This is a genomic window from Mesorhizobium loti CJ3sym, assembly GCF_000472785.1.
Classification (GTDB): Bacteria; Pseudomonadota; Alphaproteobacteria; order Rhizobiales; family Rhizobiaceae; genus Mesorhizobium; species Mesorhizobium loti_E.
Genome location: NZ_AXAL01000010.1, coordinates 195,632 through 217,325, shown reverse-complemented (window position 1 = coordinate 217,325; position 21,694 = coordinate 195,632). Strand labels below are relative to the sequence as shown.

Genomic DNA, 21,694 nt, shown 5'->3' with positions numbered 1-21,694 from the left:
CGGATCGCCTGCCCCGCCTGAGAGGACCTACTTGCGAATTCCCCTGACGTGACCGCTGACCTGCATGCCGTCCTCGGCGCGCAGATAAAGGAAGCCGGGAATGGAGATCAGCGGGATGACCGCGGTCAGCAGGAATACCTGATGGAAGCGTTCCGGGGTCAGGACGTGGGTGTCCCCTGCAATAAGGCCCAGCAGCATGGCGGCGATCGAGACGCCGAGCGACACGCTGAGCTGCTGCAGGACGCCGCCGAGGCTAGTGGCGCGGCTGAGTTTTTCGCCCGGCAGGTCGGCATAGGACAGCGTGTTGGAGGTCATGAACTGCGCAGAACGGATGATGCCGAACAAGAAGACGTAAACGCCGATCATCCAATGCGGCGTATCGGCCCCGATCAAGGCGAAACCCGCCACGGCGGCAGAACCGACGACCGCGCTGCCGATCAGCACGATGCTGAAGCCGAAGCGGCGCAGCAGCGGCGACAGCAGCGGCCGCATGAGCAAGGCGCCGAAGCTGCCGACGAATGTCAGAGAGCCTGATGTGACCGGGCTCATGCCGAAGCCGAGCTGCAGCATCAGCGGCAGCAGGAAAAGGACGCCATTAAGACCGACGCGGCATAGGCCACCCGCCAGCGTGCCGACCCAGAAGGAGCGAAACCGAAACAGCGTCAGGTCGACGGCCGGCGCCACGACGCGGCGCGCATAGCGTCCGAAGGCGAGCAGCAGCAAGACGGAAGCGACCAGGACCAGCACCGTGGCGGAAACAGGAATGATCGGCCGGCCGATGCTTTCCAGTCCCAGTTGCAGCAGCGCCACGCCGAACCCCACCATCAGGAAGCCGGCGAAGTCGAAGCGCTGCACCGCTTCCTCGTGGAAATCGTCGACGAAGCGCAGCGTCGCCAGAATGCCAACGCAGCCGAACGGCACGTTGACATAGAATATCCACCGCCATGACGAGTAGGTGGTCAACAGGCCGCCGAGCAGCGGCCCGATGACCGGTCCCATGATGGCGGGCAAGGTCATGTAGGTCATGGCGGTGACCAGGCCGCTGCGTGGAAAGCTGCGCAGCAGGATCAGCCGCCCGACCGGCGTCATCATGGCGCCGCCCAACCCCTGCAGGGCGCGCATGGCCAGCAGCATGCCGAAACTGTTGGCCATGCCGCACAGTGCCGAACCAAGAGTGAAGGTGAAGAGCGCCAGCGCGAACACCCTGCGGGCGCCGAACCTGTCGGCGAACCAGCCGCTGACGGGAATGAACACGGCAAGCGTCAGAATGTAGGTGGTGATCGCAAGGTTCAGCCGGACCGGCGTCGTGTCGAGGCTCTGCGCGATGGCAGGGATCGCGGTGGTGATGATGGTGGAATCGAGTTGTTCCATCAGAAAGGCGATGGCGACGATGATCGGGATGATCAGCTTCAGCCTCGGATCACGCTCGGTGGCAAATTGAGGCTGTTCCAATGCTGTGGCCAATTCCGTCATGCAGGCGGCTTCTATGCTTTGGCCAAAGTGGCGCATCCCGGTTCAAAGGCAAGATTGCCTTGCATGTGCCAGCCAGCGGGAGCCTGACCGCACGGCCCGTCTTATGGTCCGACAAATAGATGAGCGGTAGTCATTTCCACCCTGCCGGAGTCAACAAATCTTGACCGGCGCCATGGGTGGGGAAGGCATCGGCAATGCGTGTTGCCGCGCCGCGATATCATGCCGAAACACTGCGTTTCAGCAAGCGCCGTCCCGATTTCGTGAAGGAACGTGTCCGGTTAGGGACCGCTTTCCTCCCCATATCTTTGCAGTGGAAAGGAGATATTCCCATGAAAAGGCAACTCGTATTCATCAGTTCTGTCGTGCTGGCCCTGGCCACGAGCGCGATCCCGCTTGCCACCCTCGCCGATGCCGCTGTCGTCAGGCACCATTTCATCCACTACACCGCCGCTCATAGTGGTGGTGGCCATGCGCACGCCGCTCACGGCGGGCACGCAAATGGTGGCAGTTGGATCGACCGCGGTTGGACCGCCGACAATTCGACCGGCGATAATGGCTGGATGAACAGCTACTACAATGGCTATGGCAGTTACCGTGGCTACGTCGGTGACTCCTGCGGGACCATCGCGTGGACGCTCGACCTGTGCGGTCCCCATGGCCCCTGATGGCTGACCACGGCGCGCAGCTCTCCGTTCCGATTTCGTGAAGGACGTGTGCAGCAAGGAGGCCGTTTTTCTCCCATGCGCAGTGTCGCAGAACAAAGTTGGAGTAACGCTCATGAACAGGCAATTCGTATTCGCAAGCTCGGTCGTGCTGGCCTTGGCAGCAGGCATGAGTTCATTCGCCACCACGGCCGACGCCGCTTTCGTCAGGCACAATAGCGGCGGCCATGCCATGAGCCATTTCCGTGGCGGCCGGTTCAGTGGCCGCAATTTCGGTGGTGGGCACAGATACGCCTTTCACCGCGGGTATGGACATGGTCGCCATTGGGCCGGCGGCGGCTGGCGAGGCGGCTATTATGGCGGCTACTATGATGACTATTGCGGCCCGGTTCAACTGGCGCTCGGGCTGTGTGCGCCATACCGCTCCGTTTATAGACCGTTCGGAGTCCTCTAACCTCTATGCGCCCATGGCACCCGCGTTCGGGTGCCATGGCTCCGTCAGGATCAGCAACATCTGAGCGCCCGGATGCTACGCCATTTCGGGGCGTCTTGAGGCCTCGCGGATCGCCTTGTGTACGCCGCGCTGCAAATCCATGAAGGCCGGGGTTTCCATGACCTCTTCCCGGCGCGGGCGCTCGATGTCGACGTTGAAGGTCTGCATGATGCGCCCCGGGCCGATACCCATGACGACGATGCGGTCCGACAGGTAGACCGCCTCCTCCACGTCATGGGTGACGAACAGCACGGTGAGCCGGTGCTCTTCCCAGATCTGGGTCAGCAGTTCCTGCATATGGTGCCGGGTCAAGGCATCGAGCGCGCCAAAGGGCTCGTCCATCAGCAGCATCTTGGGACGATAGGAAAGCGCTCGCGCAATGGCGACGCGCTGTTTCATGCCGCCCGACAGTTCGGACGGATAGCGGTCGGCACTCTGCGACAGCTTGACGAGGTCGAGATGCTCGAGCGCGATCTCGCGGCAGGCCGCGCGATCGTATCCCGCGGCCTTGAGGGCAAACTCGATGTTCTGCCGCGCCGTCAGCCAGGGAAGCAAGGTGTAGGATTGGAAGACGACGCCACGGTCGAGGCCTGGCTGCAGGATCGGCGCGCCATCGATGCTGAGATCGCCGGCGTCAAAATCCTGCAGTCCGGCGACGATCGACAGTAGCGTGCTCTTGCCGCAGCCCGACGTGCCGACCAGGGAGACGAACTCGTTGTCGGCAAGGTCAAGGTTGATGTCGCGCAGCACTTGCGTGCGCCGCTCTCCTGTGCCGAAGCTCTTGTCGAGACCAGCGATGCGCAATTTGGGAACAGTCATCGGCGGTCCCTCATTGCGAGTGGCCATCCTGCCGAAAGAGCACCTTTTCCAAGGCCTTCATAACCTGATCGGTGATCAGACCGAGCAGGCCCAAGAGCAGGATGTAGCCGATGATGGTGTTGGTCTGGAAATAGCGCTGCGACACCGTGATGCGATAGCCCAGGCCGGACGTCGCCGCGACGAGTTCGGCCAGCACCAGCCAGGTCCATGCCCAGCCAAGGCTGATGCGCAGCGTATCCCAGATGCCCGGCAAGGCGCTGGGCACGACGATGCGCGTCAGGATCTTGCGGTCCGGCAGGCCGAGCGTGCGACCAAGGCCGATGAAATCGGCGGGAACCCGTTTCACATTGTCCATGATCATCAACACCTGCTGGAAGAAGGTGCCGATGAAGATGATCAGGAATTTCTGCGTATCGCCAGTACCGGCCCACAGGATGGAGAGCGGCACGAAAGCGACTACGGGCATATAGCGGATGAAATCCACCAGCGGCTCGATACCAGCCTCCCAGGAGCGGAAACTGCCGATCAGCACGCCGATCGGGATCGACAGGGCCGAAGCGATGAGGAAGCCGATGGAAATGCGGTATGCCGAGGCTCTGAGGTCCAGCCACAAGGTGCCGTCAGTCGCGAGCTTGGCAATCTGGGTCGCGACGCTGGCAGGCGACGGCAGGAAGATCGGCTTCACCCATTCCAGCCCGGTCGCAGCCCACCAGGCAAGGCCAAGCCCGACAAAGACGGCCACCGCGATCATCAGGAAACGCGAGCGGGCGATGGGCACGCCGATCCCAGAGGATCGGCGACGCCTGGCCTGTTTCGTGGCCGCCCCTGGTGCGGAGCGCGCGGGGCCGGACATCTGCGTCACCACCGCGATCCGGCCTTTGTCATTCGGCTGCCTTGACGAAGGACGGGTCGATCATCTGCTCCGGCGTCACATCGGCCTGCAGCAGCTTGGCGTTCTTGGCGGCTGCCTCGACATCGGCGAATGTCTTGGTGGTGAAATCGCCGGTAAGCGCCGTCTTGTTTTCGGCCAAGGAGTAGTAGCGCACGCCGTCGAAAGCGGTGTTGAGGTCCTTAACGTCGGAACCGACGGCCTTGGCAATGATGGCACGGCCACCGGGCGTGTCGGCATTGTAATCCTTGAGTGCCGCGTCCCAGCTCTTGATCATGGCCAGCACCTGGCCGGGCCGCGACTTGATCACTTCGTCACGCACCACCAGCACGTCGCTGATCAGGCCGGGATCCTCGCCGGCGGTGAACAGCAGCTTGACATCCTTGTTCTGCGCCATGGCAACGGTGAGGTATGGTTCGTACGTGACCGCGACCGGTACCTGGCCCGCGATCAGCGCGCCGCCGGCGTCGGACGCCGGCATCGGAACGGCTTTCACATCGTCGATCGACATGCCGTTCTTGGCGAGCGCGTATTTGAGCAGGATGTCGCTTGTCGTGCCTTCCTCGAAGGCGACCTGTTTGCCCTTGAGGTCCTTGATGGAGGTGACGTCCTTGCCGGCGATGATGGCATCGGCCGTCATGGAGACGTCGAGCAGCAGCACGATCTTCACCGGCAGGCCGGCCGCCACCATGCCCATCGCCGTGTGGGTCGCGATGTTGGCCGCGTCGAGCTGGCCGCTGGCCAGCGCAGCGTTGATGTCCTTGTCTTCGGCGAAATTGACGATCTGAACGTCCGACAGGCCGTTTGTCTTGAACAGGCCCTTCGCGTCGGCGACGTGCCACTGGCCATAGCCAAGCCAGGGCTCGATGCCGATCTTGAACGATCCGGCCTCGGGCGTAGTCGGAATGGCCGCATCGGCGGCGTGGGCCGCTGGCGCGGCGGCGAGCCCGATGGCGGCGGCCATCATGAGCGCGCGAAATTGTCCTGCTAGGTTACGCATCATCGTGTTCCCCTTGATGATCAGACCGCTTTTTTACCCAGGCATCCGGTCTGGTGAGACTGCGGGTTTGCGCTCTTGCGGCACGGTGCCTCGGCGTCTTGCCCACCACTTCATGGTGAAGTGCAGGGATATTTCAGCGTCAGCGGGAGCGGATGTCAAGGCTGAAATACATACATGCATATACAAGTTGGGCTGGCACAAATTCCTGTCGATCCGACCCATCAGCGTCCCGCCATCTGCCACGCATTCGCCTGTTGCCGTCAGTTGGTTCTGGAGGGGGAATAGCGGCTGCCGAGCGAGTAACGGCTGCCGGCATAGGTCAGCTTGCTGATCGTCGCCACAACCGCGCCCGTCCATGTGCGACGGTGCAGAAACAGGCAGCAGCTGCCAACATCAATGTTCAGATGCCGTGCCGTCTCGGCGTCGGCCGGGATCGCGGAGATGATATGCTCGACCTCGGTCACCGGGGTCTTCTGCATGAGGTAGTCGTAGGTCGCCGTCTTCGAAAAATCCTGCTTGTCATAGTCGGGGATCAGGCTCGGATTGACGAAGCGCTCTTCCAGTTGCACCGGCAAATCGTTCTCGAAATTGACGACGACGGAGTGATAGATCGAAACGCGCTTTGGGAACTCGAACGAAAGCGCGAGTTCCTTGGTCGGCGTGATGGTTTCGAGCACAAGGACTTCGGAGCGATGGCTGTTGCCGCGCTCGACGATCTCGGCGGCGATGTTGTTGATCTCGATCAGCGTCGATTGCGGCCGGGGCGGCGCGATGAACGTGCCGACCCCTTGCAGCCGGATCAGGAAACCCGCCGTGGTCAGTTCGCGCAAGGCCCGGTGGACCGTCATCCGCGAGACACCCAGCGAAACCACCAGCTCATTCTCGGAGGGCAGCTTGCGATCCTTGCCCCACCGGCCCGATCCAATGTTGGTCAGGATGTAGTCCTTTACCTTCTCGTAGAGAGGGCTCGCCGTATCGGGCAAATCGATCATTTCAACAGTCCTTTCCGGCAATTTATCGGAAATCACGCCGGCTCAACAGGTTGCCGCATGCGGATGATTGTTTTCAAGCCATCGCTCTCCCCCGCCGACAGCCGCTCATAGGCTGCGGGAATGTCGTCGAGGCCGATCTCGCGATCGATCAGGGCCAGCAGCGGCTCGCTCAGTTCCCCCAGCATCTCGATGGCATCGGGCAGTTCGTCGGCGAAGGCATGGCATCCCAGCAACGCGATCTCGCGTTCGACCAGGAGGTTGGGGTCGATGTCGAGACGGCCATGGAAGATGCCGACCATCGCCAGCGCGCTGCCGTCATCGAGGATGCTGAGCAACTGGTTAAATGCCGCAATGCTGCCGGTCGCCTCGACAGCCGCCAGCAAAGGTGTATTGCCGGTTGCGGCGGCAATGGCATCGCGGTCGAGGTCGACAATTTTTGCGCCGGTCACCCGCGCCACGCGGGCAGAGCGCGCCTGGTTGCGGTCGGCGACAAGCACGGTACCGGCGAACGTCCTAGATAACAGCAACGCGGCAAGACCGCCGATCGGCCCGCAGCCGACGACCAGCACGGAGCCTGCCGTCTTCGGCAGACGCCGCACCGCGTGCAGCGCCACGGCAAGCGGTTCCGCCATTGCCGCGACACGTTCGTCAATCGCCGCATCGATGACATGCAGCAGACGCGCGGGCAACACCGCCTGTTCGGCGAAGCCGCCGTCGCAGACTTCGCCGACGAAACCCAGCGACGCGCAGAGATGGCGTCTGCCGGCACCGCATTGCGCGCACTCCCCACACCAGAACCGAGAATCGGCGACCACCCTATCGCCGACCGCCACGGTGTCGACGCCATCGCCGAGCGCGATCACCGTGCCGGTCAGTTCATGACCGGCCGTCGATGGCGACCGGCTTATCCATTGGCCGGTACGGAAATTGTGCAAATCCGAACCGCAAATGCCGGCGGCATCGACCCTGAGTTTCACCCAGCCGACGTCAGGAATGCCTGGAGCAGCAATGTCGTCCACGCGCAGATCGCCGGGTCCGTAAAGTCGTGCCGCCTTCATCGCATTCGTCTCCGCTCAGCCGGCGAGGTAGCGGTCGCGGATTTCTGAGACCGCGTTCTCATGCGAGCTGAACCCCTCGTAGCGGGCGAGCCTGCGGGCATGCTTCGCCAATTCCGGATAGGCGGCCGAGGTGACATAGCCAACCGACGAGCGCTTGACGAAATCCGTCACAGAGAGCGGCCCATAGGTTCGCGCCCAGCGGCTGGTCGGCAGCACCGCATTGGGCCCAAGCACGAAGTTGGCAAGCGTCACCGGCGTGTGCGGCCCCATGAGGATTTCGGCCGCCTCGGTGATGTGCCCGAGATGCGCGAACGGCTCCTTCGACAGGATCTCCAGATGTTCGGGGGCGTAATCGTTGATGAAGCGGTAGCTGTCTTCCAGCGACGCGGTCAGCACGATGCCGCCTCGCTTGCCGGTCAGCACCGCGCGCGAGAACTCCACGCGCTGTTCGGTCATGCGCGACCAGTGTTCGGGAAGTGCGGCGAGTGCAGCTTCGGCAACCTTGCGGCTGTGCGTCACCAGATAGGCCGAGGAATCCGGCCCGTGCTCGGCTTCGATCAACAGGTCAAGCGCGGCAAGGCCGCCATCGACGCTGTCATCGGCAAAGATGATGGCTTCCGACGGACCGGCCGGCAGACCTGTGTTGATGATCGAGGACAGGACGCTCTTGGCCGCGACTACCCACGGGCTGCCGGGGCCGACGATCTTGAGCGCTGGCTTCACCGTCTCGGTGCCATACGCAACGGCGGCAACGGCCTGGGCGCCGCCGCATTTGTAGACGGTGTGCACGCCGGCAAGGCGAGCGGCAACCAGCGTCGCCGCATCCACCGAACCGTCCGATGTCGGTGGCGTCACGATGGCGATCTGCGGTACGCCGGCAATGACAGCCGGGACCGACGTCATCATCGTCACCGACGGAAAGGCGCCTTTCCCGCGCGGCACGTAAAGCGCGACGGAAGCGATCGGCGTGTATCGATCGCCGGCATAGGCGCCAGGCCGGATTTCCTTGAGCCACATCGTCTCCGGCTTCTGCTCCTCATGGAAACGCCTGATGTTGTCGATCCCGAATTGGATGCTCTCGATGACATCCTTCTCGACCTTGTCGAAGGCGGCATCAAACTCGGCTTCCGACACCTTCAGTCCGCCTTCGGCGACGTTGGCCTTGTCGAGGTCCCGGGCAAAGCGGATCAGCGCGGCGTCGCCCTCGTCCTTGACGGCCTGGATGATCGGGCGGACCTTTTCGACAAAGACCGACAGATCACCCTCGGCGCGTTTCAGCAGGTTGGCGCGCTGGCTGGCATCGAGGGATGACAAATCGCGGAAGCTGATGTCGGACATGGGTATTCCTCTTTGTTGGAGCGCAACGTGCCGGCCGGTCATAGTGCGGAAGGCTTTGATTTCGAACCTATGGCGAGCCGCCTCAAATCGATGCCAGGAAACCGCCGTCCACCGGAATGGACTGGCCGGTTATGTAGGCCGCCGCATCCGAGGCAAGGAACACGGCAACACCGTGCAGGTCGCGGAGATCGCCGAAACGATGCTGCGGGATCTTGGCCAGCATCGACTGCTGCCATGCCTCGTTGCTGTAGAACACATCGGTCATTGCCGTCCGGAAGTAGCCTGGGGCGATGGCGTTGACCCTGATGCCGAGATCGGCCCACTCCGCTGCAAGCGCCCGCGTCATGCCGAGCAACCCCGACTTCGATGAACCATAGGGCACAGCGGTCGGAATGCCGACTTCTGAAGTCAGCGAACAGAGGTTAATGATGGCGCCGGGCCGGCCGGCGTTGCGCATCTGCCGCGCCGCGGCCTGAGCGCAGAAGAACGCCCCCTTGAGATTGGTGTCGACGATCCGGTCCCACAGCGCCTCATCGACATCGAGCGAAGGCCGGACCTCTTCCATCCCGGCATTGTTGACGAGGATGTCGAGACCGCCAAGCAGGCCGGCAGCCTCGGTGATGGCCGTCCGGCAGCGGTCGACATCGGTGACGTCGAGGGCAACGGCATGCGCCACGCCGCCGGCCGCACGGATGGCCGCTGTCGTGTCATCGAGGGAGGCCAGGCTGCGCGCGGTGACCGCGACGTCGGCGCCGGCTGCGCTCAGCGCCTCGGCGATGCTGCGCCCAATGCCACGGCTGGCGCCGGTGACCAGCGCCTTCCTGCCGGAGAGGTCGAACAGAGAAGCGTTGCGCATGTGATCCTCCTTGGCCGCTTCGGCTCCGTTCCGCCGAGACTATCAGACCGACTTACATATACAAGCATGTACAAACAACTTTGAGCGCGATGGTGGTGTCGTTTTATGAGCCTGTCGCAACTGTTGTGATTTCCCGAAAACCGTGCTGAATTGCCTGGCGCGCACCCGGCACGATATTGGACGGTCTGCCGTTCCCACATGGAGTTTCCCGCAGGTGGCGCATCCCCTTTCGCCCGATGGCTTCAGCCCGGCCTTTCTGATTTGCATTGCTTTCGGTCGCAGCGACAATGCCCAACATGCTTGAAAGCAATCCGCCCCGGAGCCGCGAAACGGCCGGCGGTACCGCCAACTACCCTGCCCTTGCCGGCGCGCAGCGGGCCAGGGTGGCCATTGTCGGCGGTGGTTTCACCGGCCTTTCCACCGCCTTGCATCTGGCGGAAGCCGGCGACGACGTTGCCGTGCTCGAAGCCCGGCAGCCAGGCTGGGGCGCGTCGGGCAGGAATGGCGGTCAGGTCAATCCCGGCCTCAAATACGATCCCGACACGATCGAGGCGATGTTCGGCCCCGAGCTTGGGCCGCGGATGATCGATTTCTCCTATGGCGCGCCGGATTTCACTTTCGGTCTCATCAAGCGCCTGTCGATCGCCTGCGAGGCGCGGCAGAACGGCACCATACGCGCGGCGATCCGGCCAAAGCCGGAAGCCGCAGCGCGGACCACGGCCGCGCAATGCGTGCGGCGGGGCATGCCGGTCGAAATGCTGGACGCACAATCGATGGCGGTGCGCACCGGAACCGACCGCTACATTTCAGGCATGTTCGACGCTCGCGGCGGCGACCTGCATCCCTTGAAATACACACTTGGCCTGGCGGCCGCCGCGCAGGGCGCCGGCGCGCGGCTTTTCGGCGGCAGCGATGTCCTCTCGCTGAAGAGGGAGGCCGGCCGATGGGTCCTCAAAACCGCGAACGGCTCTGTCAGCGCCGAGAAGGTCCTTGTCGCGACCAACGGCTATACCGGAGCCCTGTGGCCTGGCCTGGAGCAGTCGCTGGTTCCGGTGTTCAGCGCGATCGCGGCGACCGAACCGCTTTCGCCGACAGTCGCGGGAGCAATCCTCCCCGAAAGGCCCGTCCTCTACGAAGCCGGCAACATCACCGTGTACTACCGCATCGACGCCGAGAACCGTCTTCTCATGGGCGGCCGGGGGCCGATGAAACCCATCGGCGATGCTTCCGCCATCCGCTACCTCACCGACTATGCGCTGCGGCTCTGGCCAGCACTTGCGGGAACACGCTGGACGCATGCCTGGAACGGCCGGGTGGCGATCACCAAGGACCATCTCCTGCACATTCACGAGCCGGAAGACGGCGTGATGATCTGTCTTGGTTACAACGGCCGTGGCGTCGCCATGGCCTCGGCGATGGGCGCCGCCCTGGCGCAGCGCCTGCGGGGCAACGAGACGTCGCCCTTTCCCATGCCGATATCGCCGCTCCAGCCGATCCGGTTTCACCGCTTCTGGCCGCTCGGGGTGAAGGCCGCGATCCTTTCGGGACGGCTGAAGGACCGCTTCGGCCTCTGACGCGAAGAGCCGCCCGGTCTGACGGCAGCAACCCTCCCTACCGATACTTTGGAAACGCGTCGCCGGCCGGCGCGTTGGCCCAGCTCTGCAAAGTCTGGCCGCCGTCGATCAGCCAGTCGACGCCGGTGACATGCCTTGCCTCATCGGAAGCGAGGAACGCCACCGCGGCCGCGACGTCGTCCGGCTGGCCGATGCGGCGCAACGGAATGCGGTCGGCGAAATGCTGGACGCTGCTCTTGAAATCGCCGTCGCCTGAAGCCGGCACGCCGAGCGTCGTCTCGATCACGCCGGGGCAGATCGCATTGACGCGGATGCCGTAGGGCGCGGCATCGAGCGCCGCGACCCGCGTCAGCCCGACCACGCCATGTTTCGAGGCGACATAGCCGGCGCCGCCCGCAAGCACGTCCCAGCCGGCCATGGAGGACCCCATATTGACGATCGAGCCACCGGTTTCGGCCTTGATCATCGCCTGAAGCGAGGCCTGCAGCACAAGGAAGATGCCGCGCAGATTGATACGGATGATCGCATCCCAGTCCTCGACCGGCAATTCATGAACCGGAGCGACAACGCCCGAGATGCCGGCATTGTTGAACACCACATCCAGCCCGCCGAATGTCTCGACGGTGGTCGCGACGGCGTGGCGTACACTCTTCTCGTCGGTGACGTCGGCCTCGATGGCGATAGCGTCCTGGCCGAGCGAGCTCGCCAACTCACGCGCCGCCGCGCCGTTGCGGTCGACAATGGCGACCCGCGCGCCTTCGTCGAGGAAACGCCGGACCGCGGCACTGCCGATGGCGCCGGCGCCGCCGGTGACAAGGATTTTTTTCTGGTCGAACCGCTTCATCCCTGGGCCCCCGGCTTTGGATAGGAACGCCACGAATGCCGCGGCTCGAAGCCGATCGTTTCGCGCGCATGCGCTGTGTCGAGCACGGAACCAAAACCGGCGATCGGCCGTGGCAGGGCGACGCCCGGATAGACCCGGCGTACCAGCGGCTCGGTTTCTTCTTCCATAAAGGTATCGACGGCGCTGAGCAGGACGCGCAGATGGCCTTGGCCCTGCCATTCGAGCGCCCGCAGGAAGCCCTGCCCGGCATCGCGCGCGTCGAGATAGCTCCACAGGTCTCGGGCGCTGTCGGCGGTGGCGCGGCGTGGACCCACGCCCGCGAAAAAAGAGCCCGGCGTCTGGATCCACGGCATGCGGATGCTGACCGCCGAAAAGGCGCCGCGACGCACCGCCGCGTCAACGATTTCCTCGCCCAGCCATTTCGACAGGCCGTACGGATCCTGCGCACCGACCGGGTGGTTCATATCGACCGGCAGATAGGGCGGAATGACCGCATTCTTGAAGAAGGGATAGCCGAAGACGCTGAAGGACGAGGCATAAACGAAGCGCCTGGCGCCAGCCATGGCGGCGGCCTCGACCACATTGTAGGCGGTAGCGACATTGGTCTTGAACACCTCGCCGCCGGCCCGCCCAGTCGGCCGCGGAATGGCCGCGACGTGCACGACGGCATCGCAATCGCGCACCAGCTGCAGGGTCGATCCCAGATCCGTCAGATCGGCGGTGGCGTGCTGCCATGCGCCGACGACCGGCGTCATCGTATCGATGCCCAGCACATCGTGGCCTGCCGCAAGCAGAGCCTCGGCCACGTGGCGTCCAAGCAGGCCACTGGCTCCGGTGACGATCGTCCTCATATCACGGCCCTCGGCTCGGCAAACTCAACGCCTTGAATATCATTGATGGTCATACAAATCGAGCACATCGTTGCCAACCCTTGTCAAGGCCATTTCGCGCTGGACAAATAGCGCATACGCTTGTGCGAGCAGCATATGCAAGGCCGACGGTCAAAGCTTTGCGTCGAACGGGATTGACTTGGCATCCGCCAGGGTTTTTTGTATGAGCATCAACGATCGACCAAAGGAGATCGCCATGACCGTGGACGTTTTTTCCTCACATCGGCACGACGACGCGGTGCGCCTTGATCCGCAGCGTGCAGCCATTATCGTCATCGATATGGTCAATGAATTCTGCAAGCCCGGTGGGGCCATGGTCCTGCCTGGATATGAGACGCTGGTCGGCCCGCAACTGGCCGTCATCGAGGCGGCGCGCGCGCGCGGTGTCCCGGTGATCTGGGTTCACGACGCGCACCGGCCGGGCATGCGCCGCGAGCGCGAATGGGTCAAGCGCACGCCGCATTGCCTGGAAGGCAGCTGGGGACCCGAGATCATCGAGGACCTCGGTGCCCGCGATGACGAGATTCATGTCATCAAGCGGCGCTACTCGGCCTTCTTTCAAACCGACCTCGACCTGACGCTTAGGGATATGCAGGTCGACCAGTTGGTCATCTTCGGCGTCGTCACCAACATTTGTGTACGCTCCACCGTCCACGACGCCTTTTTCCAGGGCTATGAAGTGGTGGTACCGAGCGATTGCTGCGCGGCGACCGGACCGCGCGAGCAGGAAAGTTCGCTTTACGACATAGCGACGCATTTCGGCGTGGTTAGCGGTTCGGCTGATGTCGTCGCGGCCCTTCGCGATGGGACGTCGCTGCAACCGACTGAAGTCGCGGCTTGAGCTATTTACAGCCAGCGGCATCCGAGACAGGCAACAGGAGTCCGGGTTGACGACCGAAAAGAAATCCATGAAAAGCGCGACACCGAAGCGGCAACGCGGCAATGCGGCACCACTGAGCCGCGAGCAGGTGCTCGAGCAATACGCCGAGACCGGATACGCGCTGGATCTTCACCCTGCGCACGTCATCCGCAAGGCGCATCAGCGCGCGACGCTGCGTTTCCAGCAGGTCATGGCTGGCGAAGACCTGTCGCCGACCCAGTTCGCGGCCCTTGCCACGATCCTCAAACACGGCGAAGTCTCGCAGAACCATCTCGGCCGGCTGACGGCGATGGACCCGTCGACCATCAGCATCGTCATGCGCAAATTGCTCAAGCACGGGCTGATCACGCGCAGCGCCTCCGACACCGACCAGCGCCTGTCGATGATCGCACTGACCGAAAAAGGCACCGAATACACGCTCGAGCGGCTCGCACGCAGCGTCGAGGTCGGCCGGCGCTTTCTGTCGCCGCTATCGCCCACCGAGCAAGCGACGTTGCTTCGCCTGCTCAAGCGCATCAATGACGACGATCCATCGATTGGCGACGGCGGCAAGTAGGCCGCGTCCAGACCTTTCCATACCAGCAGAAGTGAGATCCGATGTCGTCCGACCCCAAGTCGTCTGCCAACACGCTCGTCGTCCGCAATATCGGCCTCATGCTGAGCGGTGACCTCGGCCAACCGATCATCGACGCCGACACCATTGTCGTGACCGACGGGCGCATATCAGGCATTGGCAAGGCTGATGACGTCGACAGCGGCAACGCAGCAACAATCATCGATGCGATGGGCTGCGCGGTCGCACCGGGGCTTATCGACAACCATGCCCATCCGGTGGCTGGCGACTGGACGCCACGGCAAAACCAGATTGGCTGGATGGATTCGACCGTGCATGGCGGCGTCACCACGATCATCTCGGCGGGAGAAGTCCACACGCCAGGCCGCCCGCGCGACCTGGTCGGATTGAAGGCGCTGGCGATCGCGGCGCAGCGGACTTTTTCCAACTTCCGGCCCAATGGCATGAAGATCCTGGCCGGCGCCCCCATCCTGGAGCCGGGCCTCACCGAGGATGACTTCCGATACCTCGCCGAGGCCGGCGTGACGCTTGTCGGCGAGGTCGGACTTGGCGGCGTCAAGGATGGTCCAACCGGCCGCCAGATGATCGCTTGGGCGCGCAAATACGGCATGACCTCGATGACCCATACCGGCGGCCCGTCCCTGCCCGGCTCCGGCCGCATCGGTGCGGATGTCGTGCTGGAGGTCGATGCCGATATCGTTGCGCACGTCAACGGCGGACCGACGGCGCTCCCCGAAGCCGAAATCCGGCAGATCTGCGAAAACGGCTCGCGCGCGCTGGAAATCGTCCATAACGGCAATCTGCGCACCGGCCTGTTCGTGCTCGACCTGGCGAGGCAGCGCGGTGAACTTTCGCGCATCGTCCTCGGCACCGACAGCCCGGCAGGATCGGGAGTACAGCCGCTCGGCATTTTGAGGACGCTGACCATGCTGGCTTCGCTGGGCGGCATCGCGCCGGAAGTGGCATTCTGTCTTGCCAGCGGCAACACGGCGCGCGTGCGCGGACTGGCTGACCGCGGCATCATCGAGGTCGGCCGCGCCGCCGACCTGATCTTTATCGATCAGGCGATGGGCGGCGCCGGTGACGGGCTGCTCGACAGCGTCGCGCTCGGCAATTTGCCGGGCATCGGCATGGTCGTCATCGACGGCGAGGTGCGGACCGGCCGCAGCCGCAACACCCCACCGGCTATGCGGGTGCCGGAAGTTCTGGCTGCTTGACGGTCAGCTTACACCGTCAACCCCGATGATCCTGTCCTTGGTCAGCCCGCCGACGCGCGGGTGCGGCCGGCCGGAATCGGTGACGGCGATGGCTACGACGATCTCGTCGGGACGCGGTGCATCGGGAACACGGACCTCCATGCCGTCGAAATGGCTGCGCACCCGTGCCGCGTCCTTGTGGCCGAGCGGAATGTCGAGCGGTACGCCGAGGCCGCCGCGTTTCTTCGATGAGGGAATGAGCGCGGCGCCCTTGCCCAGCACGTCGCGGAACGGGGCGCCGAGCGTCGGGTGAAGGATGGCGGCGGCATGTTCAAGCTCGCCGTCGGCGCCGACGGCGGCTGCCTTGCCGAAGCTTTCGACCTGGTCGCCGGCAATGCCAAGCGCAGCCACCGCCCGCCTGGGCAAGATATCGCCCAGGGCTTCGCCGATGGCGCTCAACGCTGACAGATCCTCGACAAACGTGCCGGCATAAGGGTTGCGGATCACCGCGATCGCCGCGGCACGCCGCGTCGGCGGGTCGACGGGGCGGCCGCCTTCGATCCGGGTCTCCTCGACGATGGTGATGATGCGGCGAATCTCCGGGCTCATCGCAATCCGTCCTCACCCTTGATGTCGGCCACCGCCAGGCCGCCGACCCGCGCATGAACGCGCGCGCCGGTCGTCATCGCCAGGATGACCGCCATCTCTTCGCCGCGCGGGGCATCGCCAACACCGATCTCGATCGCGTCGAAATGGCTGCGCACGTAGGAGGCGTTGATGTGGGTGATCGGAATGTCGATGCGCGTTCCGGGACCGCCGACTTTCTTGGTCGAGGGCACGATGGCCTTGGCGTCGCCGAGAAGTTCGCGCATCGCGTAGCCGCCCGGATTGTGCCACAGTGCGCCATGTTCAAGCTCGCCGGCTGCACCGACGATGGCACCCTTGCCATAGCCTTCGACAGCGGCGATGCCATTGCCCATCGCATCGATCAGGCGCCGCGCCATTTCGAGGCCGAGCGGCTTCAGGTCCTCCATGAAGCCAGTGATCTCTTCCACGTAACGCCCGGCAAAAGGGTTGGCGATGACGGCGACGATCGCGCCACGCTTGGGCGGGCGTGCCGCAGGCGGGCCGCCCTCATGGAAGATCTCTTCGACCTGGACCAGAAATTTCCTGACCACCACAGCTGGCATTGCGCGTATCCTTCGTCCCGTCACTTGTGAAAACTCGTTAGAGTATCAACAATTATGCATCGCGATATTTGTCAAGCGCAGAGGTGAAGGACGCGGATGACGGGCCTGAGAAAACTGCATCGGATGACGATTGACAGCCTGTTTGGCCGCTCCTAAACTCATATGACCATCAACGAACTCGCCAGCATTCCGGCGATATGTGGGGGATGGTCAAGGCGTGGCTTCAAAAGCTGAAAAAAGCTGAAGGGGAATAACATGACAAGGGCGCTCAAGAGTTTGTTTTTGGCCGGCACGATGCTGGCCGTTTCGTTGGGATCGGCCGCCGCACAGGCCAAGGTTTCGGTGGCCGCCATCTCGGGTTATTTTGCCCAGGGTTTTGGCGTTTCGATCGTCAACGGCCTCAACAAGGCCAAGACCGATTTCGGCATCGACCTCAAGCTGGTCGACACCGGCAATCGCGCGCTGGACTATCAGGAGCAGTTCGAAAACCTTGCCAAGGGCAAGCAGTACGACCTCATCTTCGTGATGGGCTGGGAGCTGGTGGATTCGCTGCAGAAGGTCAGCAAAGAATATCCTGACCAGCGCTTCGTCTTCATCGATGGCGTGCTGGACAATCCCAACATGATCTACGCCAACTTCGCCGAGGAACAGGGCTCCTTCGTCGCCGGCGCGCTGGCCAGCATGATCGAGGCCAAGGGCAGCGAGTTTCCCAAGATCGGCGACGGCAAGGCAATCGGCTTCGTCGGCGGCCGTGACATCCCGGTGATCCGCAACTTCCTCGGCGGCTACGAGCAAGGCGCCAAATACGCCGCGCCCGATGTCAAGGTGAACTCCGTCTTCGCCGGCACCTTCGACGATCCGGCCAAGGGCAGCGAACTCGCGCAGGCGCTGTACGGCCAGGGCTCCGACATCGTCTACAACGTTGCCGGCCCGACCGGTGAAGGCGTCATGCAGGCCAGTGCCGCGGCCGACAAATATTCGATCGGCGTCGATATCGACATGTGCGGCACGGCGCCCGGAAATGTGCTCGGCAGCATGCTGAAGCGCGGCGACATCGCCGTCTACACGCTGATCAAGGACGAGGTCGGCGGCAAAAAGGTCACCGCCGGCACCCGCACCTTCGACCTGGCGTCGGGCGGCGTCGAGTTCAAGGTCTGCGACGACATCGCCGCCAAGATCCCGGCTGACGTGACCACCAAGCTGGACGAGATCAAGAAGGGCATCCTCGACGGCAAGATCGTGATCGCCAAGGCGAAGTAAGCCAGCAACAGCGCATCCTCCCAAGAAAGCGCTACACTGATCCGCCGCGGCTTGCCGCGGCGGATCAGTGTCCAATCTTCGAAAGCTCGCAATCTGCGAGAGCCCAATCTGCGAGAGCAATGGTGTCGAACGCGCCGGGGTCGCCGACCCTCCACAACACTGCCGCGATGGCCGTCGAGTTGACGGCCATCACCAAGCGTTTTGGCGCCTTCATTGCCAATGACGGCATCGATCTTGCCGTGCGCCGGGGTGAAATCCACGCCATTATCGGCGAGAATGGCGCCGGCAAGACGACGCTGATGAATATCCTGTTCGGCCTGCTGCAGCCGGACGAAGGCTCGATCCGGCTGAATGGCGAGGCGACTGATGTGACCGACCCGGCCGCCGCCATCAAGGCTGGGCTCGGCATGGTGCACCAGCATTTCAAGCTGGTGCCTTCGCTCTCGGTCGCCGACAACGTCTTTCTCGGCATGGAAATCCGTCGACATGGGCTGATCGACCACGCCGCTCAGATCGCGCGTACGCACGAACTGTCAAAGCGTTTCGGGTTGCATGTCGATCCGACCGAGCGCGTCGGCCTGCTCTCGGTCGGCATCGAGCAGCGCATCGAAATCCTGAAAGTTCTGGTGCGCGGCGCCCGCACTATCATCCTCGACGAGCCGACGGCGGTGCTGACGCCGCAGGAGAGCCGCGAACTGTTCCAGACGCTGCGCAGTTTCGTCGCCGAGGGCATGACCGTGATCTTCATCTCGCACCATCTGGAAGAGGTGATGGAGGTGTCCGACACGGTCACGGTACTGCGCAACGGCAAGAAGGTTGCGACCCGCCCGACATCGGAACTCAGCAAGGACGAGCTGGTGCGCATGATGGTCGGCCGCGACGTCAGTTTCGCGCGCCGCCCGCGCGCCGAGTTGCAAGGCGAGGTGATCCTCCAGGTCAAGGATTTGTGGGCGCGCGACGATCGCCGCTTGCCGGCGCTTCGCAACGCCAGCTTCACTGTCCGTGCCGGTGAGGTGGTGGGAATTGCCGGCGTCGCCGGCAACGGGCAGACGGAACTGGCGGAAGTGCTTGCGGGCCTGCGCCCGGCAAGCCATGGCGAGGCCTGGCTTAAAGGCCAGAACCTCACCGCACTCTCGCCTGCCGCGATCCGCGAGGCCGGCCTTGCCCATGTTCCGGGCGATCGCATGGTGCGCGGGGTCGATGGCAACGCGACGATCGCGGCTAACACGCTGATGGGCCGCCAGCATCGTGCGCCGTGGAGCCGCGGTGGCGTGCTCGACTGGAAGGCGATCGGCCAGAATGCCGGCGCGCTGATCAAGCGTTTCGACATCCGCGCGCGCGGGGCCAGCGATACGGTCAAGCGGCTTTCCGGTGGCAACATCCAGAAGGTCGTGCTGGCCCGCGAATTCACCAACAGCGCCGACTTCCTGCTGATCGACCAGCCGACGCGCGGCGTCGACATCGGCGCCCAGGAGGCCATCCATGACGAGATCATGCGCCAGCGCGCCGCCGGCCGTGCCATCCTGCTGATTTCCGTACAGCTTGACGAACTGGCAGCGCTCACCGACCGCATCCTGGTGATGTTCAACGGGCGCATCATGGGCGAAGTCGCCGGCGACGATGCCGACGAAGACAGGATCGGCATGATGATGGCGGGCGTGTCGCCGCAGCTGGAGCCCGCATGATGAGTGACCGTTTGCGGGCCTTTTCCGGCCAGATCATCGCCGTGAGCGTGGCCCTGCTGATGGGGGCGATCATCATCATCCTGGTCGGCGAAAGCCCGGTCCATGTCCTGATGACGCTGCTGCGCGGTGCCTTTGGCGACCAGGAGAAGATTGCCGGCACCTTGCTGCAAACGACGCCGATCCTGATCTGCGGCGTCGCCGCCTGCATCGGTCTGCGCGGCGGCATGTTCAATGTCGGCATCGAGGGCCAGCTGTTCCTCGGCGGATTTGCTGCTGCCTGGGTCGGCTTCACCTTTTCCCTGCCCGCCGGCATCCACACGCTGGCGGCGCTGGCGTTGGCGGTCGTCGCCGGCGCGGCCTGGGTCGCCATCCCCGCTTTTTTCCGCGCGCGCTACAACACCAACGAAGTCGTCTCGACGATCCTGTCGAACTACATCGCCGTGCTGCTCACCTCCTATTTGACCATCTTCCTGTTCAAGCGGCCCGGCGGTTGGTCGGAGACGCCGCCGATCCTGGCGACGGCCTATCTGCCGGAGATCTTTTCCTTCTCGCGGCTGAATTGGGGGCTGTTCATCGGTCTGCTGCTCGCAGTCGGCGTCGCGCTCATCTTCCGCTACACCAGCTGGGGTTATGGCGTGACCATGGTCGGGTCGGCACCAAAATTCGCCGAGTATGGCGGTGTCAACGTGAAACGGCAGGGTTTTGTGGTGCTGCTGCTTTCGGGCGCCGTCGGCGGCCTTGCCGGCGGTATCGAGACGCTTGGCGTGCATCATCGCTTCATGGAGGGCTTTGCTCCGGGCTTCGGCTTCGACGGGCTGATCGCCGCCCTGCTCGCCAACGGCTCGCCGGTTGCCACCATCGTCACGGCGCTGTTCTTTGGCGCGCTGCGCAGCGGATCGTTGCTGCTGGAGGTCGACACCAGCGCGTCGCGCGAAATCATCACAGTCATCCAGGCGCTGATCATCCTCAGCGTGTCGGCGCAGGTTCTGATCAGACGCCGCGGCGACAGCCAGGCGGGAGAGCGGCGATGGAAGTTCTAGACAAGCTCGTCAACGTCGCGCTGATCGCCGCGACGCTGCGCACCACAGCACCCATTCTCCTGGTCGCGCTTGGCGGGTCTTTCACCACCAAGGCCGGCATCTTCAACATCGGCCTCGAAGGCCAGATGCTTGTCGGCGCTTTCTTCGCCGTCATCGGCTCGATCTGGACAGGTTCGGCATTTGCAGGGGTCGCCTGCGGCGTCGCCGCGGCCCTTGTCTTCGCACTTGCCTTTGCCGTGCTGGTGGTGACGTTCCGGGCCAATGAAGTGGTCGTCGGGCTGGCGCTCAATATCCTTGCCGGCGGCATGACGATCTCGCTGATGAAAGCGATTTTCGGCACGCGCGGATCGATCGTCGGTCATGGCATCGTCGGTCTGCCCAAGGTGCAGATACCCGGTGCCCAGGCGCTGCTCGGTTCGTGGGCGCCTCTGATTTCGGGCTTCACGCCGATCGTCTATGTCTCCTTCGTCGCGGTGCCGCTGCTGGTGCTGTTCTACAACCGCACCCGGCTTGGGCTCTATATCCGCGTCGTCGGCGAAAAGCCCGAAGCCGCCGAGGCGCTCGGCATCTCGATCACCCGCGTCCGCTATATCGCCTCGCTGCTGTGCGGATTGCTGGCCGGGCTTGCCGGCGCGCATCTGTCGCTCGGCTACATCACCATGTTCACCGAGAACATGTCCTCGGGCCGCGGCTTCATGGCGGTGGCGATCCTGATCTTCTCCAATGGCGATCCGCTGAAGGTGCTGGCCGGCTGCCTGCTGTTCGGCTTTGCCGATGCCTTCTCGCTGCGCCTGCAGACCTTCGGCTTTCCGTCCTATCTGGTGCTTACTGTGCCCTACGTCGTCGCGCTGACTGCGCTGTTTGCGCTGTCCTACCGGGCGCGGCCGACAATCATCAAGGAGACGCTGGCGTCGATGCAGAAACTTCTGTCGGTGGACAGGAACAGCGCGCCCGCCGACAGAAATCCGCAATGAAGGAACT

Annotated in this window: 22 protein-coding genes; 10 read left to right on the top strand and 12 right to left on the bottom strand. The window is 63.7% G+C overall.

From position 1 onward, the window contains the following. Window positions 1-27: 27 nt before the first annotated feature. Window positions 28-1,473, bottom strand: a complete 1,446-nt coding sequence (locus tag A3A9_RS0115875; RefSeq protein WP_027059663.1) for a DHA2 family efflux MFS transporter permease subunit — start codon at window positions 1,471-1,473, stop codon at window positions 28-30. A 329-nt stretch (window positions 1,474-1,802) separates the two neighbouring features. On the opposite strand from A3A9_RS0115875, the gene A3A9_RS0115870 reads away from it, so the two are divergent. Both A3A9_RS0115870 and A3A9_RS43980 read left to right on the top strand, forming a co-directional pair. Continuing rightward, window positions 1,803-2,138 (top strand): hypothetical protein, encoded by a 336-nt coding sequence (locus tag A3A9_RS0115870; RefSeq protein ID WP_027059662.1) that lies wholly within the window; start codon window positions 1,803-1,805, stop codon window positions 2,136-2,138. 112 nt (window positions 2,139-2,250) lie between these two features. Continuing rightward, a complete protein-coding gene (locus A3A9_RS43980) occupies window positions 2,251-2,589 on the top strand; it encodes a hypothetical protein (RefSeq protein ID WP_152536108.1) in 339 nt (112 codons plus the stop codon). 75 nt (window positions 2,590-2,664) lie between these two features. Here A3A9_RS43980 and A3A9_RS0115860 read toward each other — a convergent pair whose 3' ends face one another. From A3A9_RS0115860 to A3A9_RS0115830, 7 genes are all read right to left on the bottom strand, one after another. Then, the gene (locus A3A9_RS0115860; RefSeq protein WP_027059661.1) at window positions 2,665-3,447 is read right to left on the bottom strand and encodes an ABC transporter ATP-binding protein; all 783 of its coding nucleotides are present in this window, start codon (window positions 3,445-3,447) and stop codon (window positions 2,665-2,667) included. A gap of 10 nt (window positions 3,448-3,457) precedes the next feature. After that, the gene (locus tag A3A9_RS0115855) at window positions 3,458-4,225 is read right to left on the bottom strand and encodes an ABC transporter permease (RefSeq protein ID WP_051370943.1); all 768 of its coding nucleotides are present in this window, start codon (window positions 4,223-4,225) and stop codon (window positions 3,458-3,460) included. A gap of 103 nt (window positions 4,226-4,328) precedes the next feature. Beyond that, window positions 4,329-5,336: an ABC transporter substrate-binding protein gene (locus tag A3A9_RS0115850; protein WP_027059659.1), complete on the bottom strand. Its 1,008-nt coding sequence runs from the start codon at window positions 5,334-5,336 to the stop codon at window positions 4,329-4,331. 260 nt (window positions 5,337-5,596) lie between these two features. Beyond that, window positions 5,597-6,328 carry a histidine utilization repressor gene (gene hutC, locus A3A9_RS0115845; RefSeq protein ID WP_027059658.1) on the bottom strand — a complete coding sequence of 244 codons (732 nt, stop codon included), beginning with the start codon at window positions 6,326-6,328 and terminating at the stop codon, window positions 5,597-5,599. A gap of 32 nt (window positions 6,329-6,360) precedes the next feature. Then, on the bottom strand, window positions 6,361-7,386 hold the full coding sequence (locus A3A9_RS0115840; protein WP_027059657.1) for a zinc-dependent alcohol dehydrogenase: 1,026 nt from the start codon (window positions 7,384-7,386) through the stop codon (window positions 6,361-6,363). Window positions 7,387-7,401: 15 nt separating this feature from the next. Next, window positions 7,402-8,724, bottom strand: a complete 1,323-nt coding sequence (gene hisD / locus A3A9_RS0115835) for a histidinol dehydrogenase (RefSeq protein ID WP_027059656.1) — start codon at window positions 8,722-8,724, stop codon at window positions 7,402-7,404. 82 nt (window positions 8,725-8,806) lie between these two features. After that, entirely contained in the window at window positions 8,807-9,580 is a 774-nt protein-coding gene (locus A3A9_RS0115830) for an SDR family NAD(P)-dependent oxidoreductase (RefSeq protein WP_027059655.1), read from the bottom strand. 296 nt (window positions 9,581-9,876) lie between these two features. Here A3A9_RS0115830 and A3A9_RS0115825 point away from each other — a divergent pair, with 296 nt between their 5' ends. Next, the gene (locus tag A3A9_RS0115825; RefSeq protein WP_027059654.1) at window positions 9,877-11,154 is read left to right on the top strand and encodes an NAD(P)/FAD-dependent oxidoreductase; all 1,278 of its coding nucleotides are present in this window, start codon (window positions 9,877-9,879) and stop codon (window positions 11,152-11,154) included. Between the two features lie 37 nt (window positions 11,155-11,191). On the opposite strand, the gene A3A9_RS0115820 is transcribed toward A3A9_RS0115825, so the two are convergent. Together A3A9_RS0115820 and A3A9_RS0115815 are read right to left on the bottom strand one after the other, a co-directional pair. Further along, window positions 11,192-11,998, bottom strand: coding sequence for an SDR family NAD(P)-dependent oxidoreductase (locus A3A9_RS0115820; protein WP_027059653.1), 807 nt, complete (start codon window positions 11,996-11,998; stop codon window positions 11,192-11,194). Then, window positions 11,995-12,849 (bottom strand): NAD-dependent epimerase/dehydratase family protein, encoded by an 855-nt coding sequence (locus A3A9_RS0115815; protein WP_027059652.1) that lies wholly within the window; start codon window positions 12,847-12,849, stop codon window positions 11,995-11,997. The genes A3A9_RS0115820 and A3A9_RS0115815 overlap by 4 nt, the downstream gene beginning before the upstream one ends. Window positions 12,850-13,084: 235 nt before the next feature. On the opposite strand from A3A9_RS0115815, the gene A3A9_RS0115805 reads away from it, so the two are divergent. Genes A3A9_RS0115805 through A3A9_RS0115795 form a run of 3 tightly spaced genes read left to right on the top strand, consistent with a single transcriptional unit; the run spans window position 13,085 to window position 15,559 of the window. Next, window positions 13,085-13,729, top strand: coding sequence for a cysteine hydrolase family protein (locus tag A3A9_RS0115805; RefSeq protein WP_027059651.1), 645 nt, complete (start codon window positions 13,085-13,087; stop codon window positions 13,727-13,729). A gap of 46 nt (window positions 13,730-13,775) precedes the next feature. Further along, window positions 13,776-14,324 (top strand): MarR family winged helix-turn-helix transcriptional regulator, encoded by a 549-nt coding sequence (locus tag A3A9_RS0115800; RefSeq protein ID WP_027059650.1) that lies wholly within the window; start codon window positions 13,776-13,778, stop codon window positions 14,322-14,324. Between the two features lie 41 nt (window positions 14,325-14,365). Beyond that, on the top strand, window positions 14,366-15,559 hold the full coding sequence (locus tag A3A9_RS0115795; RefSeq protein WP_027059649.1) for an amidohydrolase family protein: 1,194 nt from the start codon (window positions 14,366-14,368) through the stop codon (window positions 15,557-15,559). 3 nt (window positions 15,560-15,562) lie between these two features. Here A3A9_RS0115795 and A3A9_RS0115790 read toward each other — a convergent pair whose 3' ends face one another. Both A3A9_RS0115790 and A3A9_RS0115785 read right to left on the bottom strand, forming a co-directional pair. After that, the gene (locus A3A9_RS0115790) at window positions 15,563-16,147 is read right to left on the bottom strand and encodes an amino acid synthesis family protein (RefSeq protein WP_027059648.1); all 585 of its coding nucleotides are present in this window, start codon (window positions 16,145-16,147) and stop codon (window positions 15,563-15,565) included. Then, a complete protein-coding gene (locus tag A3A9_RS0115785; RefSeq protein WP_027059647.1) occupies window positions 16,144-16,728 on the bottom strand; it encodes an amino acid synthesis family protein in 585 nt (194 codons plus the stop codon). Before A3A9_RS0115785 ends, A3A9_RS0115790 begins: the two co-directional genes overlap by 4 nt. A 255-nt stretch (window positions 16,729-16,983) precedes the next feature. On the opposite strand from A3A9_RS0115785, the gene A3A9_RS0115780 reads away from it, so the two are divergent. From A3A9_RS0115780 to A3A9_RS0115765, 4 genes are all read left to right on the top strand, one after another. Further along, window positions 16,984-17,988 carry a BMP family lipoprotein gene (locus tag A3A9_RS0115780; RefSeq protein WP_027059646.1) on the top strand — a complete coding sequence of 335 codons (1,005 nt, stop codon included), beginning with the start codon at window positions 16,984-16,986 and terminating at the stop codon, window positions 17,986-17,988. Window positions 17,989-18,107: 119 nt separating this feature from the next. Next, window positions 18,108-19,673, top strand: coding sequence for an ABC transporter ATP-binding protein (locus A3A9_RS0115775; RefSeq protein ID WP_027059645.1), 1,566 nt, complete (start codon window positions 18,108-18,110; stop codon window positions 19,671-19,673). Continuing rightward, a complete protein-coding gene (locus tag A3A9_RS0115770) occupies window positions 19,673-20,713 on the top strand; it encodes an ABC transporter permease (RefSeq protein ID WP_082222104.1) in 1,041 nt (346 codons plus the stop codon). The genes A3A9_RS0115775 and A3A9_RS0115770 overlap by 1 nt, the downstream gene beginning before the upstream one ends. Beyond that, window positions 20,701-21,687: an ABC transporter permease gene (locus A3A9_RS0115765; RefSeq protein WP_027059643.1), complete on the top strand. Its 987-nt coding sequence runs from the start codon at window positions 20,701-20,703 to the stop codon at window positions 21,685-21,687. Before A3A9_RS0115770 ends, A3A9_RS0115765 begins: the two co-directional genes overlap by 13 nt. Window positions 21,688-21,694 lie beyond the last annotated feature (7 nt).